Consider the following 15,048-nt stretch of genomic DNA (forward strand, 5'->3'; position numbering starts at 1 on the left):
GACGTTCAATCCAGCCGCTGAATCAGGCTGGAGGTGTCCCAACGCTGGCCGCCCATGCCCTGCACATCGCCATAAAACTGATCCACCAGCGCCGTGACGGGCAAGCGGGCGCCATTGCGCCGTGCTTCGGCCAGCACCAACCCCAAATCCTTGCGCATCCAGTCCACCGCAAAGCCAAAGTCAAACTCCCGCGCCACCATGGTTTTGCCCCGGTTGTCCAACTGCCAACTTTGCGCGGCCCCCTTGCCAATCACATCCAACACTTGGTTCATGTCCAGCCCGGCACGCTGACCAAAAGCCACGGCCTCGGCCAAGCCCTGCACCAGTCCGGCAATGCAAATTTGGTTCACCATCTTGGTAAGCTGCCCCGCCCCAGAGTCTCCCAGACGGGTAAAGGCCCGCGAAAACGCCATGGCCACGGGCTGCACAGCATCAAACGGTGCCTGATCGCCACCACACATCACCGTGAGCAGGCCATTTTGCGCCCCAGCTTGGCCGCCCGACACCGGGGCATCGATGAAATGCAGCCCCAGCGTACGCCCAGCACCATACAACTCGCGTGCCACTTCCGCTGAAGCCGTGGTGTGATCAACAAAAATCCCCCCCGGCTCCATGCCCGCAAAAGCGCCATCAGCGCCCAACACCACCGAGCGCAAATCATCATCGTTGCCCACGCAGCAAAACACCATATCGGCCCCCTGCGCGGCCAAACGCGGGGTAAGTGCATGGCGCACAGATCCTGCGGAGGCGTACTCCTCGCACCACGCCAAAGCCTTGGCCGTGTTGCGGTTGTACACCGTCACTTGGTGCCCGGCCAGTGCCAAATGGGCAGCCATCGGGTAGCCCATGACCCCCAAGCCGATAAAAGCGACTTTGCGGGAAGGAACAGCATCGTAAGAGCGGGAATTGGTGCCAGCCATGAAAAAAATCCGTTGAAATGCGTTGAATACAGAAAACGGCCTGCTCGCCAAAGCAGACCGCAACAAAAACGACCCACCGTGCTGCGAACTACGCCTCAGACAATGGCAAAGTCCTCAGTGCCCGAAGCCAAATCGGTGCTGCGCGCACGCTGGCTGCCCAGCTTGATTTGCAAGCGCAAGTCATTGACCGAATCGGCATTGCGCAAGGCATCCTCGTAAGTGATGATATTGGACTCAAACAGATCAAACAGGGCTTGATCAAAGGTTTGCATGCCCAGATTGCGGCTCTTTTTCATGATCTCCTTGATCTCTGAGACCTCCCCCTTGAAGATCAGGTCTGCAATCAAGGGTGTGTTGAGCATCACCTCCACCGCCGCCGCCCGGCCCTTGCCATCTTGCTTGGGCAGCAGGCGCTGAGAAATCATGGCACGCAGGTTGAGTGACAAATCCATCAGCAACTGGGCACGGCGCTCTTCAGGAAAGAAGTTGATCACCCGATCAAGCGCCTGATTGGCACTGTTGGCGTGCAAAGTGGGCATACACAGGTGGCCCGTTTCCGAGAAAGCAATCGCATGCTCCATCGTCTCGCGGTCGCGGATTTCACCCATCAAAATCACATCAGGTGCCTGACGCAAAGTGTTTTTGAGCGCGGCCTCCCAACTGTCTGTATCCAGCCCCACTTCGCGTTGGGTCACTACACAGTTTTTGTGTGGATGAACAAACTCCACCGGGTCTTCAATCGTGATGATGTGACCAAAAGAGTTTTCATTGCGCCAATCCACCATGGCTGCCAGCGTGGTCGATTTGCCCGAACCAGTAGCCCCGACCAAAATGCACAAGCCCCGCTTGGTCATCGTCACTTCTTTGAGCACCTGTGGCATACCCAAACCATCAATGGTGGGCAGATTCAGCGGAATCGTCCGCAACACCATGCCAACCCGGCCCTGCTGCACAAAAGCATTTACCCGAAAACGGCCAATACCGGCAGGTGAAATGGCGAAATTACACTCTTTGGTGCGCTCAAACTCCGCCGCTTGCTTATCGCTCATGATGGCGCGCGCCAGCGTCAGCGTATGGCCAGGCGACAACGGTTGGGGTGACACCTTGGTAACCACCCCATCGACCTTGATCGCGGGCGGAAACTCTGCCGTAATGAACAGATCGCTACCGTGGCGGCTGACCATGAGCCGCAGCAGATCATTGATGAATTTACTGGCCTGATCGCGTTCCATCGGGGGGGCTCCCTCATACTGGCACTACCGGGCCAGTCATCCACATTGATCTTATTTTTGGTTGTCGCCCAGATGGGCACTGACCGCTCGCAAACGCACGCAGAGCTTGCGCGCCAACACGGCCACCAAGGCGGCGGCCAGATGGGGATCTCTCACCATCATTTCGTCCAACGCCTGCGCACTGAGCACTGCGATTTCGCACTCGGTCATGGTGGTGCAAGCTGAGAAGCGAATGCCGCTATCGAGCAACGACATCTCGCCGATCAGATCACCGGGGCGGGTTTGCGCCAATAGCAGCTTCTCCCCCCAAGGCTGGACACGGTTGACGGCCATCGTGCCCGAGAGCAAGAAGAACATGAAGTTGCCATATTCATCTTGGCGCACCACATCGCGGTCAGAGGGCACCTGGGCAAAATCAAAGAATTCGCCCATCCGTGCCATCAGTTCGGGTGGCAACTGCGCCATGTATTTGTTCTTGGCGCACAACTCCTGCAACAACTTGCTGCCATGCCCCGCCGGCATGCGCTTGGCCCCCACCTCCACGGCCCTGGCCTCCCAAGGCACCATCGGCACTTCTTCTCCACCATGCTCAGAAAATGCCGTGGAAAAAAACACCGAGTCTTGAGAGTCAGCCGCGTGCGACGCATCACTTTCGGCATGTGCCGAAGGTCGCCACATATTCAAAATACCCTTCATGGGAAAACTCCTGTTGCCACCCAACAACGGTGGCCTGTCTCATCAGATGACAAATCAGCCCGGGAAGTTCTCGGGAATCTTCGCTTTGCTGCGGGCTTCTGCCGGACTGATGATGTTGCGCCGCACCAAGTCCGCCAAGTTCTGGTCCAGCGTCTGCATGCCCACGCTGCTACTGGTCTGGATGGTGGAATACATTTGCGCCACCTTGGCCTCGCGAATCAGATTGCGAATGGCACTGGTGCCAATCATGATCTCATGCGCGGCCACGCGGCCCGAGCCGTCTTTGAGCTTGCACAGTGACTGCGAGATCACCGCCTGCAAGGACTCGGACAACATGGCACGCACCATTTCTTTTTCTTCTGCCGGAAACACGTCAATGATCCGGTCGATGGTCTTGGCGGCGCTGGAGGTGTGCAGCGTGCCAAACACCAAGTGCCCCGTCTCTGCCGCCGTCATGGCCAAACGGATGGTTTCTAAATCGCGCATTTCGCCCACCAAAATGGCGTCCGGGTCTTCGCGCAACGCCGACTTGAGCGCCGCAGCAAACGACAGCGTCATCGGCCCTACTTCGCGCTGGTTGACCAGGCATTTTTTGGACTCGTGGACAAACTCAATCGGGTCTTCTACCGTCAGGATGTGGCCGTATTCGTTCTCGTTCAGAAAATTGACCATCGCCGCCAGCGTGGTGGACTTGCCCGAGCCTGTAGGCCCAGTCACCAACACTAAACCACGTGGCTTGAGTGCCAGATCGGCAAAAATCTTGGGGGCATTGAGCTGCTCCAGCGTCAGGATTTTGCTCGGAATGGTACGAAATACCGCTGCTGCACCCCGGTTTTGGTTAAAGGCATTGACCCGAAAGCGGGCCAATCCTTCAATCTCAAACGAAAAGTCCACCTCCAAAAACTCTTCGTAGGCTTTGCGCTGGGCATCACTCATGATGTCGTACACCATGGCATGCACAGTCTTGTGGTCTAAGGCATCCACATTGATGCGGCGCACATCACCATGCACCCGAATCATCGGTGGCAGCCCTGCGGACAGGTGCAAATCGGAAGCCTTGTTCTTGACGCTGAATGCCAGCAACTGGGTGATATCCACAAATCCCTCTGTCGTTTGGTACGCTTGTCGGCCATTATGACCACGATTGCCAACAACCTCCAACAGCTTCATGCGCGCATTGCACGGGCTTGTGCTGCCGCTGGCCGCGATACACACAGCGTCGCGTTACTGGCTGTTTCCAAAACCTTTGGCCCAGAAGCCGTGCGCGAAGCCGCTCAAACTGGGCAACGCGCCTTTGGCGAAAACTACTTGCAAGAGGCGGTAGAGAAAATAGCTCTGCTGCGCACCCCTGCCTCGTGGGAACCACCGCTGCAATGGCATTGCATCGGCCCAGTGCAAAGCAACAAAACCCGGCTGGTAGCCGAATACTTTGACTGGATGCACACAGTAGACCGACTCAAAATTGCCCAACGCCTGTCTGAGCAACGGCCCGCCCACCTACCGCCGTTGCAGGTTTGCATTCAGGTAAATATTGATGGCAGCAGCAGCAAATCTGGTGTGGCCCCCACAGAAGCTCTGGCCTTGGCACAAGCCATAGCCACGCTGCCCCGGCTGCAACTGCGCGGCCTGATGGCCATTCCCGAACCGGCCCCCGATTTTCATGCACAGTACGCCATTCACATGGCCGTCAGAGAGCTGTTTGATCAGATCAAGGCCAGCGGTAGCACGGGTTTGGAACAATGGGACACACTGTCTCTGGGCATGACCGCCGATCTGGAAGCAGCCATTCTGGCCGGTAGCACCTTGGTGCGTGTGGGCAGCGGCATTTTTGGCGAGCGGCATTACCCGGCAGCCTGATGCCGCAGCACGTCCCGCACATCCCTTATCAGCGCGTGGCTTTGGGAGTGGCAGGGATGGCCCCCAAGCCACCACAATCGCTGGCCAGCCAGCGTGCATCAACGTCCATCGCCGTGGAGATGTGTTTGCCCCCTTGCTGCACCACGTTCTCAGAATGCACGCTGTAGGCTTTGCTGCTGCTGATGGTGATGGTGCTTTGGCCCTTCATGACTGGCTGACGGCACTCATAACGCACAGTGACAGTGTTGCCAGCACGCTGTGGCGTGGAAGTCTTGCAGTCACCCTGCTGCGGGGGCACCACATGGTCATCACGGGCCATTGCAGGGGTAATACAAATTTGGCTCCGAATACCCCCACTGCCCACATCCACGGCCATACCCTGTTGGGCCAACATGGCCTGCATTTGCTTGCGCTGCTCTGGCGGCATCTGGGCCATTTGCTGCTGCATCTGGGCCAACGCTTGGCCCATGCCCGCATCCCCTGGAGCGGCACGGGTGTTCATCTCCCACAGGCCGGGTTGTAAATTTTGCGCCTGTGCTGTGCCTGCCAGCACCATGCAAAAGCTAGCCAATGGGAGGGCATTGCGCCACGATGGTGTCATGACAGTAGATCCTGTTGCCTATAGAGGCACCCATTCTGGCAGCACCAGCGGTGAGCGACAAGCAAACCACGGGCTGCGTCAGCGAAACCAATCCTCATCTGGCAGGCGGGCAAAGGTGCGGCGCAGCCCCCCACCCCAGCCCCGGCTCAGCTTGGTGAAGTAGGGATCGTCGGCCGTGATGCGGTGCGGCACTGCCGGCGCAAAAGAGTCTGTGCGATACAGCAACATATCGATGGGCAAACCGACCGACAGGTTGCTGCGGATGGTGGAGTCAAAGGAGATGAGCGTACATTTGGCCGCCTCTTTGAGTGAGGTGTTGTGGCGCACCACCCGGTCAATGATGGGTTTGCCATACTTGGACTCACCAATCTGGAAGTATGGTGTGTCTTCTCCAGCCTCAATAAAGTTGCCCTGTGGATACACATGAAACAGGCGTGGCTCCTCCCCCCGAATCTGTCCCCCCACCAGAAAATTGCCGCCAAAATCAATGCCTTGGCTTACCGTCTGGGCATTGGCATCGCGCGCCACAATCTCTTTGACGGTGCGGCCCACCAACTCGGCCACATCGTACATAGACTGACGATTGAACAGGTGCGCGCCCTCCTCCACAGCTTTGTGTTCTAGGCGTTGGCGCAACAAACTCACCACGCTTTGGGTGGTGGCTAAATTACCGGCACTCAGCAACGTGATCAACCGCTCACCGGGCACTTCAAAAATCGTCATCTTGCGGAAAGTAGCGATGTGATCCACGCCCGCATTGGTGCGTGAATCCGAAGCAAACAACAAACCAGCATCGAGTCGCATGGCAACACAGTAAGTCATAGGTATCCGACAAAAAGTAAAAGTGATCTACGAAGTAACAAAAAATCAGGGCAAAAACCTGGGTGGTTACTGCTGTTGCGCAAACGGCTGGTCGGCCAATGGCCCATCACACACATTGATTTGTACTGCCGCATGGAGTTGCTCCTGCCCACCGCCCACGCGCATACCGCGCACAGGGCAGGCATCGGCATAGTCCACCCCAATAGCCAAACGTACGTAGCGCCCATCCACCAAACACTGGTTGGAGACGTCAAAGCCCAGCCAACCTTGGGGTAAACGCACCTCCGCCCAAGCATGACTGGCCACCTGGGTGGCATCCCCCACCAAATAACCACTGACATAACGGGCAGGCAAGCCCAATAGCCGCACACAGCTGCTCAACACCTGCGCGTGGTTCTGACATCCCCCTAAACCTTGGGCAAAAGCCTGTGCAACGGGCACAGCCACCTCGGTGCTGCCGGGCATGTAGTGCATGGCCCGCCCCAAGGCCCGCATCAGCTGCCACAAACCATCCAAGGGATCGGCGCGCAATGCAAGGGCATAGCCCAAGGCAAAGTCACGCAAAGCAGTATCGGCGTTGGTGAGCGTGGAACTGCGCAAAAACACCTCTGGAGGGAGCCTGTCCTCCAGACAAGGCGCTGGAGGGCTGTCAGGGGTTTGCACTTCACCACTGACCAAGAGGCGGATTTCCTGCACGGGTTTATCCAGTGTCAGCACATGCGTGGTGTTGCCATAGGCATCTTGGCAGCAGGAGGCCAAGACGGGCAGCGTCAACTGCCAAGACAGCACCTTCAGGCCGTGTTCAGAGCGCGGCGTCAGGCGCAGGTACTGGGTGCTACGCTCCACCAAACGGTCATAACGGTACACAGTCTCATGGGTGATCAGCAGGTGCATGGTGTCTCCTTGGAGCATCCAGAAAATTCACAACCCAAGCGCATCAATGGGCTTGCAAATAGGCGCGGGTAATGGCCTTGCCCAACCGGGCAGACTGCGCCAGAAACTCTGTCAGCCAGCGGTGGGCACCCAACTCCAAAATCTCATCCACAGTGCCATACTCCAACTGCAAGGCCAAGCGCCCAGCCAACAACTTGACACCACGCCCCGCATCGCCTGCGCCGGGCAAGCACTCAATCTGGGGCAAGATGGTGCGAATCTCATCACAACAGGCTCGCAGGCTGCGCGGCACATCGGGGCGCAAGATCAGCAACTCCGTCACGCAGCGTCCATCCAAGGCACCCCGGTAAACCTCGTGGTAGGCCTCAAAGGCTGATAGCGAGCGCAGCAAGGCGCTCCACGAATAAAAGTCGGGCGCACTCTCTTGCGGCATAGCCACCGGGGCCAAATCGGCCACTGCAGGCTCAATGAGCTGGGATTTCACATCCAACAAACGGGCCGTGTTGTCGGCCCGCTCGATGAACGTGCCCAAACGGATAAAGCAATAGGCATCGTTGCGTTGCAAGGTGCCATAGGTAGCCCCGCGAAACAGGTGCGAACGCTCTTTAACCCAGTCAAAAAAGGCCGATACGTCCGTAATGCCACGCTGCGACATGTCACGCGCTTCGAGCCAGCTGGCATTGATGGCCTCCCACATTTCCGAGGTGATACGGCCCCGCACTGCATAGGCATTCTCACGGGCCTGCTTCAGACACGACAGCACCGAGGCGGGGTTGTCCAACTCCAAGGCCATAAAGCTGAACAAGTCTTGCGCCTCAAACTGGCGCCGCTGGGCAATATAAGGCTCCAACGTGCCCGTCACGGCCAGCGGCGCCGCAAACTCGGTCATGGCACCACGCGACTGGGGCAGCAGCGACAGCGAATGGGTAACATCCAGCATACGCACCAGGTTTTCGGCACGCTCCAAGTAGCGGCTCATCCAGAACAATTGGGCAGCGGTACGCGAGAGCATCTCAGGCCTCCAGAATCCAGGTGTCCTTGGTGCCACCACCCTGGGACGAATTGACTACCAGCGAGCCTTGTTTTAAAGCCACGCGCGTCAGGCCACCAGCGACCATGCGTACCTCCCGGCCACTGAGCACAAAGGGGCGCAAATCTATGTGGCGTGGTGCAATGCCGCTATCAACAAACGTAGGACAACTGGACAGGCACAGGGTGGGCTGGGCGATGTAGTTGCCCGGATGGGCCATCACGCGCTGGCGAAAATCTGCCACCTCGGCCACCGTGGAAGCTGGCCCGATCAGCATTCCATACCCCCCGGCACCATGCACCTCCTTGACCACCAGCTCGGCCAGATGGTCCAGCACATAGGCCAGATCGTCACTCTTGCGGCACTGCCAAGTAGGCACGTTGTGCAAAATCGGTTCCTCACCCAAATAAAAGCGAATCATCTCTGGCACATAGGGATAGATAGACTTGTCGTCCGCTACCCCGGTGCCAATCGCGTTGGCCAGAACCACATTGCCCTGCTTGTACACCGACAGCAGCCCCGGCACCCCCAGCACTGAATCGGCCTTGAAAGCCAACGGATCCAAAAACACATCGTCCATGCGGCGATAGATCACATCTACCCGCTGGGGGCCCACCGTGGTGTGCATGTAGAGGTAATCGTTTTTCACGAACAGGTCTTGTCCCTCCACCAGTTCCACCCCCATTTGCTGGGCCAGAAAAACATGCTCAAAATAGGCGGAATTGCCCACCCCTGGCGTTAGCACCACCACCGTGGGCTGGGCCTGCGTGGTGGCTTGGTGCAAGGTATCGAGCAACAGGGCCGGATAGTGGGCCACCGGCGCTACCGCATAGTGGGCAAACAACTCCGGAAACAGCCGCATCATCATCTTGCGGTTTTCCAGCATGTAGCTCACGCCACTGGGTACGCGCAGGTTGTCTTCAAGAACGTAATAGTGCCCATCGGCATGGCGAATCAGGTCTATCCCACTGACATGGGCATAAATGCCATTGGGCAGATCCACCCCCTGCATAGCAGGCTGGTACTGCGCATTGGCAAACACCTGCTCGGCCGGAATCAACCCAGCACGCACAATGTCGTGGTTGTGGTAGATGTCCGACAAAAAGCGATTGAGCGCCGTCACCCGCTGACGCAACCCCGCCTCCAACATCTGCCATTCATCCACAGGTACGATGTGTGGCACGGTGTCAAACGGAATCAGACGTTCGGCCCCAGCCTCATCACCATGCACCGCAAAAGTGATGCCCACGCGGTGGAACAGCAAATCGGCCTCCACACGCTTTTTGCCCAGTGCTTGGGGTGTCTGTGCATGGAGCCAATGGGCAAAGGTTTGGTAGTGCGCACGGATAGCACCGCTGGGCAACAGCATCTCATCGTAATGGCCCACAGGGGGCAAGGTCAGGGCGTGCATGGTGACTCCATCGGCTAGACGCTGGCAGCATGCAAGGAGCGTGCCTGCCCAGTCAGCAGGCATTGGCCGGTATTTTGGGGTGGGTGGTGCTTCTCTCACGATAATGAGCACGCTACAGACTGGGCCACCGTGGTGCGTCCCCCTGCAAGGCACCGCCTACAGTCTGGGCAAACACGGCCTAACATTTGTCAAAATTTTGACCAACATCAAAGGGGGACACTGCCCCAGGCCACACCAGCCCATTTTTTGATGCACGCTGCGATCTATTGATCGCAGACGCTCCGTGCGCCAGCGATTTTTTTTGCCACAGCAAGGCTGTGTTGGGTTGAGGAAGCAAAGGCGCAGCGGTGAAAAAGATAGTGCATAGCGATATCGTTCTTGGCAAACCTATTGGGTTCTCCATTTACAGCGATGGCGGTACTTTGCTTTTTCGCCGTGGCTCGGTCATTCACATGCCCGACCAAATATCGCGTTTGCTGGTGCGTGGCGCCCAATACGACGAGACAGAAACCGACCTGCGGCCCTACGCCCCCAATGAGCCACAGCCAGCGCCAGTCCACGAAGACCCCCCGCCCTTTGAGCACCTGAGCGGACTGCTACTCAACCTCAAGCATGTGTTGGGCACCACGCTCAAAAGCCCCGAGCAAATAGATGTGAGCGCACGCATTGGCAAAATTGCCCAAGCCGTACAAAACATCTGCCGCAAGAGCATTGACAGCGCGCTGGCCGCCCCCTCTGTAGATACACATACCCCGTATATCGTGGTTCACCAGATGATGGGGGCCGTCCTGACCGAATTGATCGCGCAGGGCAAGGGATTGGACGCCACACAACGGCTGTCGTTGGTGTGTGCTGCCCTGACCCGCGATCTGGGACAAATACCGTTGCAGGCAGAACTGGATAAACATGCGGGCTATCTGCCCGACGATCTGCTAATGCAGATGCGCCAGCATCCCCAGCAAAGCGCCCAGCTGCTCGAACAAGCAGGCGTTAGCGATCCACTCTGGCTCGCCACGGTGCGCAACCACCACGAATACCTGGACGGCAAAGGCTACCCGGCGGGTCTTCAGGGCGATGAGATCAGCCTGGGCGCCAGAATACTGGCAGTGTCTGATCGCTATAGCGCCATGACCAAAATGCGGCCTTACCGGGCCCAGGCCCACTTTCCACAAAATGCCCTGAAAGAGATTTATCTCAAAAAGGATTCGGAGGTCGATGAAGAAATCGCCCGCATCCTGATCTCAAAGGTAGGCCTGTTATCACCGGGCACCCTCGTCAAACTCAAGTCGGGGGAAGTGGCGGTGGTCAAAAGCCCCACCGTCAAATCCGATGCCACCATTGTTTACAGCGTCTATGGCAAGACCGGCATGATTTTGTCTACCCCCGCCCGCCGCGACACGTCCCAGCCGGGGTGTGAAATCGTTGGTTTGGTGCCGTTTTCCCACTGCCAGACAGCCGCTGTCTGCATCCGGCAAGTCTGGGCCGAATGAAGTTGGCCCACATCTACGCCATTGAAGCCCGAAGAGAATCGCCATGAAAATGAATCTACCGGTCACCGGACAGGAACAACGGTTCTCTGCCGACAAAAACATGGTCACCAAGACCAATACCAAGGGCATCATCACCTTTGCGAACCAAGATTTTGTTGAGGTCAGTGGCTTTTCTGAGGAAGAGCTGATCGGCAAAAACCACAATCTGATCCGACACCCAGATATGCCGCCGGTGGCCTTTGAGATCATGTGGAAAACCTTGAAGCGTGGCCTGCCTTGGCGCGGCATCGTCAAGAACCGTTGCAAAAACGGCGACCACTATTGGGTCGATGCCCGCATCGTACCCATCAAGAAAAACGGCGAGATCACCGGCTATATGTCGGTGCGCAGTTGCCCCTCGCGCGAGGATGTGGCTGGCGCTGAAGCGGCTTACGAAAGCGCCAAGAACAGGCCCGACACGCTGAAAGAGGATGTGTCGCCGGGCTGGAAAAAGCACCTCTCGATCAAGAACGGCATCCCGCTGTGGATTGCGTTTGTCACCCTGCTGATGATTGGGGGAGGCATTTTAGGTATCACGGGCCTGAACCTGTCTAAGGCCGACATCCAAGCCCTCTACCACCAAGAAATGGTGCCGGTGCAAGCCATTCAGCGCATGAAATTCTTGATGGCCGACAACCGCTCCCAACTGGCACTGGCCCTCAACTTTAAGTTTGGTGCCCACTCGGACGTGGTGCTCAATCATGGTGCAGGCAACCACCATGTGCAGGTGATTGCCACCAACCGGCAAGAAATTGACCAGCTCTGGGCCCACTATATCGGCCAAGTCCGTGATAGCAAAGAACAGCAACTGGCCAATGCCTACATCCAAGCCCGCAATCGCTATGTCAACGAAGGGCTTTTACAAGCCAACCAAGCTATTGAGGCCGAAGACTACCTGCAAGCGCAGCGGGTGTTTTTTAACCAAGTCAATCCCCTGTACGACACGGCCAATGCCCACGCCTCTACCCTCTTGAGCTACCTGTCCGAGCGCGCCCACAGCAAGCTGGTAGACACCACCAAGCGCGGTGAGTTGATTTTCAAGATGGCCGTAGCGGGCATTGCTCTGAGCTGCTTGGTGCTGATCGTGGCAGGGGTCTTTTTCTTCCGTATCACAGCCCACCCACTCGAAAAAGCCGTGCTGGCCCTAGAAAACATTGCCGAAGGCAAGCTCTCGGACAATGTAGACCCCTCGGGTTATGGCGAACCGGGGCGGGTGATGACCGCTGTGATGGTGACACAAATGCACCTGAAGGTGATGCTGCACGAGATTCGGCAATCTGCCGGATCTATCCACCAACAGTGCAACCAACTCAACCAAGTGATGATGGACTTGGCCGAGCACTCGGACGAACAACAAGAGCGCATCTACCAAACTGTGGAGGCCGTTAAGTCCTCACGCACAGCCATGACCGCCATCGCTGGGCACATGGACACCTTGCTAGAGGCCGTTCATGCCGGAGACAACGACAGCGCCGCCACCTTGCAGGCACCCGGCCAAACCGAGCCCCCCATGCCTGCTTTTGAGTTGATGCCCGCAGAACTCATGGCGGTGTTTGGCGACAGCCTGTCAACAGCCGCCCCCGCCCCAGAACCTAGCGCAGCACCAGTGGCTCCACCACCCAGAGCAACCCCTACCCTGCCCCCTGCCGCCCCTACCGAATGGGGCCAACAGGTGCAAACCGTAGCCAGCGCAGCCCGCAGCCAAGCCTTGGCCGTAGAAGAAGTGTCTAGCCAACTGCACCAAGTGGCGCGGTTGGTGGTGCAAAACCGCGAAGATGTTCAAGGCGCTTGGGCCGCCTCGCAGCGGCTGGAACATACCGCCCGTGAGCTGGATGAGCTTGTCAAGTATTTTGACTAGCGCGTAACAACATGGCCCCCCTTCGACCCGTTCCACAAAAACTGATCAAAGGGGAAACCGCCACGCTCAGTCCACGCGCTGGATCGGCACGTACAGGCTGCCGCCGCCCTGTTGGAACTCCTCGGCTTTGGCGTGCAGACCTTGCTCCAGTGCCTGCGCTTCAGCCAAGCCTTTTTGCGCGGCAAAGTCGCGCACTTCTTGGGTGATCTTCATCGAGCAGAACTTGGGGCCGCACATCGAGCAGAAATGCGCCACCTTGGCCGAGTCCTTGGGCAAGGTCTCGTCGTGGTACTCCTTAGCGGTTTCGGGGTCGAGGCCCAGATTAAACTGGTCTTGCCAACGGAAATCAAAGCGCGCTTGGCTCAGCGCGTCATCGCGGGCGCGGGCACCGGGGTGGCCCTTAGCCACATCGGCAGCGTGCGCGGCAATTTTGTAGGCAATGATGCCTTGTTTAACGTCATCGCGGTCGGGCAGGCCCAAATGCTCCTTGGGGGTAACGTAGCACAGCATGGCCGTGCCCATCCAGCCAATCATCGCAGCACCAATCGCACTGGCAATGTGGTCGTAGCCGGGGGCAATGTCGATGGTCAGCGGGCCAAGGGTGTAAAACGGTGCTTCATGGCAGGTCTTGAGCTGCTCGGTCATGTTGGCTTGGATCATGTGCATGGGCACATGGCCGGGGCCTTCAATCATGGTTTGCACGTCGTGCTTCCAAGCCACTTGCGTCAATTCGCCCAAGGTGTGCAGCTCGGCAAACTGGGCCTCATCATTGGCATCCGAGGCACAGCCGGGGCGCAGGCCATCGCCCAAGCTGAAGCTGACGTCATACTGCTTCATGATGTCGCAGATGTCTTCAAAGTGCTCGTACAAGAAGCTCTCGCGGTGGTGGGCCATACACCACTTGGCCATGATGGAGCCACCACGCGACACAATGCCAGTGCGGCGGTTGGCCGTGAGGTGGATATAAGCCAAACGGATACCGGCATGGATGGTGAAGTAATCCACCCCCTGTTCGGCCTGCTCGATCAGCGTGTCGCGGAAGATTTCCCAGGTCAGGTCTTCGGCAATGCCGCCCACTTTTTCCAAGGCTTGGTAGATCGGCACCGTGCCAATGGGCACGGGGCTATTGCGCACAATCCAGTCGCGGGTGGTGTGGATATTTTTGCCGGTGGACAAATCCATCACGTTGTCTGCACCCCAACGGATAGACCACACCAGCTTTTCGACTTCCTCTTCAATGCTGGAAGTGACGGCAGAATTGCCGATGTTGGCATTGATTTTGACCAAGAAGTTGCGGCCAATCGCCATCGGCTCCACTTCGGGGTGGTTGATATTGGCCGGGATGATGGCGCGGCCACGGGCCACTTCATCGCGCACAAATTCTGGGGTGATGATTTTGGGGATGCTGGCGCCCAGCGGGTTGCCCATCAGGCGCTGCTCGCGGGCGGCATCTTGCTGGTACTGCGCCATCCATTCGCGCTTGCCGTTTTCGCGGATCGCCACAAACTCCATCTCAGGCGTGATGATGCCCTTTTTGGCATAGTGCATCTGCGTGACGTTGGCACCGCTTTTGGCACGCAGGGGCTGGCGTTGCAGGGCAGCGGCTTCGGCGCGCAGGGCGGCCAAACGAGCAGCATCGTCGCTCTTTTGGCCGTCGTCCAGTGCCACTGGCGGGCGGCCTTGGTAACGTTCGACATCGCCACGACCTTCAATCCAAGTGCTGCGCACAGTTTGCAAACCCTTGCGCACGTCAATCACGGCGGTGGGGTCGGTGTAAGGGCCAGAGGTGTCATAGACACTCACTGTTTCGCCATTGGTGAGTTGGATGTCGCGCACCGGCACGCGCAGTTCGGGGTGCAATTGGCCGGGGATATAGGCTTTGCGCGAAGCAGGAAAAGGCTCACGCGTCAGTGCGAGCAGGTCGGCAAACTTTTCGCGGGCAAGGGTGTCGGGGGCATTCATCGGGTGATCTCCGGAGGCTGTGGCGGGGTTGCGCTCCGGTGTAGATCGTTGCCCTGGCCCAAACGCCAAAGCGGGCAGGGGGGCATCGGCTCTTCTTCCGCCGGCATGAACCGGATCAAGTTCGTCGGGTTCGCGGGTGTGCCGTTGGTTTGGCCACCCCCATCTCAGTGCAACGCACACCCCGGAGCAGGCCCAAGTATAGGGCGCAGCCCCCACCACAGCACAGCGTTGTCCAC

At 58.0% G+C, this 15,048-nt stretch carries 13 protein-coding genes and 1 riboswitch; of the genes, 3 read left to right on the top strand and 10 right to left on the bottom strand.

Features of this window, described 5'->3' with window-relative positions:
- Window positions 1-5: 5 nt before the first annotated feature.
- The 4 genes from ACYVB2_RS02820 to ACYVB2_RS02835 form a co-directional block, all read right to left on the bottom strand.
- Window positions 6-920, bottom strand: coding sequence for an NAD(P)-dependent oxidoreductase (locus ACYVB2_RS02820; protein WP_382429235.1), 915 nt, complete (start codon window positions 918-920; stop codon window positions 6-8).
- Window positions 921-1,015: 95 nt separating this feature from the next.
- Complete coding sequence (locus tag ACYVB2_RS02825; protein ID WP_460535173.1) at window positions 1,016-2,152, bottom strand: PilT/PilU family type 4a pilus ATPase; 1,137 nt, start codon at window positions 2,150-2,152, stop codon at window positions 1,016-1,018.
- A 51-nt stretch (window positions 2,153-2,203) separates the two neighbouring features.
- A complete protein-coding gene (locus ACYVB2_RS02830) occupies window positions 2,204-2,848 on the bottom strand; it encodes a cyclic nucleotide-binding domain-containing protein (RefSeq protein ID WP_382429231.1) in 645 nt (214 codons plus the stop codon).
- A gap of 54 nt (window positions 2,849-2,902) precedes the next feature.
- Window positions 2,903-3,946, bottom strand: a complete 1,044-nt coding sequence (locus tag ACYVB2_RS02835; RefSeq protein ID WP_382429229.1) for a type IV pilus twitching motility protein PilT — start codon at window positions 3,944-3,946, stop codon at window positions 2,903-2,905.
- Between the two features lie 36 nt (window positions 3,947-3,982).
- Between ACYVB2_RS02835 and ACYVB2_RS02840 the strand changes: the two genes are divergently transcribed.
- Window positions 3,983-4,705, top strand: a complete 723-nt coding sequence (locus tag ACYVB2_RS02840; protein WP_382429227.1) for a YggS family pyridoxal phosphate-dependent enzyme — start codon at window positions 3,983-3,985, stop codon at window positions 4,703-4,705.
- Window positions 4,706-4,733: 28 nt separating this feature from the next.
- Here ACYVB2_RS02840 and ACYVB2_RS02845 read toward each other — a convergent pair whose 3' ends face one another.
- The 5 genes from ACYVB2_RS02845 to ACYVB2_RS02865 form a co-directional block, all read right to left on the bottom strand.
- Window positions 4,734-5,306: a DUF3617 domain-containing protein gene (locus tag ACYVB2_RS02845; RefSeq protein WP_382429225.1), complete on the bottom strand. Its 573-nt coding sequence runs from the start codon at window positions 5,304-5,306 to the stop codon at window positions 4,734-4,736.
- 78 nt (window positions 5,307-5,384) lie between these two features.
- Window positions 5,385-6,128 carry a peptidase gene (locus ACYVB2_RS02850; RefSeq protein ID WP_382429223.1) on the bottom strand — a complete coding sequence of 248 codons (744 nt, stop codon included), beginning with the start codon at window positions 6,126-6,128 and terminating at the stop codon, window positions 5,385-5,387.
- 66 nt (window positions 6,129-6,194) lie between these two features.
- A complete protein-coding gene (locus tag ACYVB2_RS02855; protein WP_382429221.1) occupies window positions 6,195-7,022 on the bottom strand; it encodes a transglutaminase family protein in 828 nt (275 codons plus the stop codon).
- 43 nt (window positions 7,023-7,065) lie between these two features.
- Window positions 7,066-8,034, bottom strand: a complete 969-nt coding sequence (locus ACYVB2_RS02860; RefSeq protein ID WP_382429219.1) for an alpha-E domain-containing protein — start codon at window positions 8,032-8,034, stop codon at window positions 7,066-7,068.
- Window position 8,035: 1 nt separating this feature from the next.
- Window positions 8,036-9,421: a circularly permuted type 2 ATP-grasp protein gene (locus tag ACYVB2_RS02865; protein ID WP_382429777.1), complete on the bottom strand. Its 1,386-nt coding sequence runs from the start codon at window positions 9,419-9,421 to the stop codon at window positions 8,036-8,038.
- Window positions 9,422-9,810: 389 nt separating this feature from the next.
- On the opposite strand from ACYVB2_RS02865, the gene ACYVB2_RS02870 reads away from it, so the two are divergent.
- Both ACYVB2_RS02870 and ACYVB2_RS02875 read left to right on the top strand, forming a co-directional pair.
- Entirely contained in the window at window positions 9,811-10,953 is a 1,143-nt protein-coding gene (locus ACYVB2_RS02870; protein ID WP_382429217.1) for an HD-GYP domain-containing protein, read from the top strand.
- Between the two features lie 43 nt (window positions 10,954-10,996).
- Window positions 10,997-12,850: a Tar ligand binding domain-containing protein gene (locus ACYVB2_RS02875; RefSeq protein WP_382429215.1), complete on the top strand. Its 1,854-nt coding sequence runs from the start codon at window positions 10,997-10,999 to the stop codon at window positions 12,848-12,850.
- Window positions 12,851-12,916: 66 nt separating this feature from the next.
- Here ACYVB2_RS02875 and thiC read toward each other — a convergent pair whose 3' ends face one another.
- Complete coding sequence (gene thiC / locus ACYVB2_RS02880; protein WP_382429213.1) at window positions 12,917-14,812, bottom strand: phosphomethylpyrimidine synthase ThiC; 1,896 nt, start codon at window positions 14,810-14,812, stop codon at window positions 12,917-12,919.
- A 75-nt stretch (window positions 14,813-14,887) separates the two neighbouring features.
- A riboswitch (TPP riboswitch) is annotated at window positions 14,888-15,006 on the bottom strand.
- Between the last annotated feature and the right edge of the window lie 42 nt (window positions 15,007-15,048).

It is taken from the genome of Giesbergeria giesbergeri (assembly GCF_054779375.1).

Excerpts from the sequence above, each read along its gene's own strand:
- ACYVB2_RS02830 (WP_382429231.1), bottom strand. The coding sequence starts at position 2,848 with ATGAAGGGTATTTTGAATATGTGGCGACCTTCGGCACATGCCGAAAGT.
- ACYVB2_RS02860 (WP_382429219.1), bottom strand. The coding sequence starts at position 8,034 with ATGCTCTCGCGTACCGCTGCCCAATTGTTCTGGATGAGCCGCTACTTG.
- ACYVB2_RS02875 (WP_382429215.1), top strand. The coding sequence starts at position 10,997 with ATGAAAATGAATCTACCGGTCACCGGACAGGAACAACGGTTCTCTGCC.
- ACYVB2_RS02845 (WP_382429225.1), bottom strand. The coding sequence starts at position 5,306 with ATGACACCATCGTGGCGCAATGCCCTCCCATTGGCTAGCTTTTGCATG.
- ACYVB2_RS02850 (WP_382429223.1), bottom strand. The coding sequence starts at position 6,128 with ATGACTTACTGTGTTGCCATGCGACTCGATGCTGGTTTGTTGTTTGCT.
- ACYVB2_RS02840 (WP_382429227.1), top strand. The coding sequence starts at position 3,983 with ATGACCACGATTGCCAACAACCTCCAACAGCTTCATGCGCGCATTGCA.
- ACYVB2_RS02855 (WP_382429221.1), bottom strand. The coding sequence starts at position 7,022 with ATGCACCTGCTGATCACCCATGAGACTGTGTACCGTTATGACCGTTTG.
- ACYVB2_RS02820 (WP_382429235.1), bottom strand. The coding sequence starts at position 920 with ATGGCTGGCACCAATTCCCGCTCTTACGATGCTGTTCCTTCCCGCAAA.
- ACYVB2_RS02825 (WP_460535173.1), bottom strand. The coding sequence starts at position 2,152 with ATGGAACGCGATCAGGCCAGTAAATTCATCAATGATCTGCTGCGGCTC.
- ACYVB2_RS02865 (WP_382429777.1), bottom strand. The coding sequence starts at position 9,421 with ATGCTGTTGCCCAGCGGTGCTATCCGTGCGCACTACCAAACCTTTGCC.
- thiC (WP_382429213.1), bottom strand. The coding sequence starts at position 14,812 with ATGAATGCCCCCGACACCCTTGCCCGCGAAAAGTTTGCCGACCTGCTC.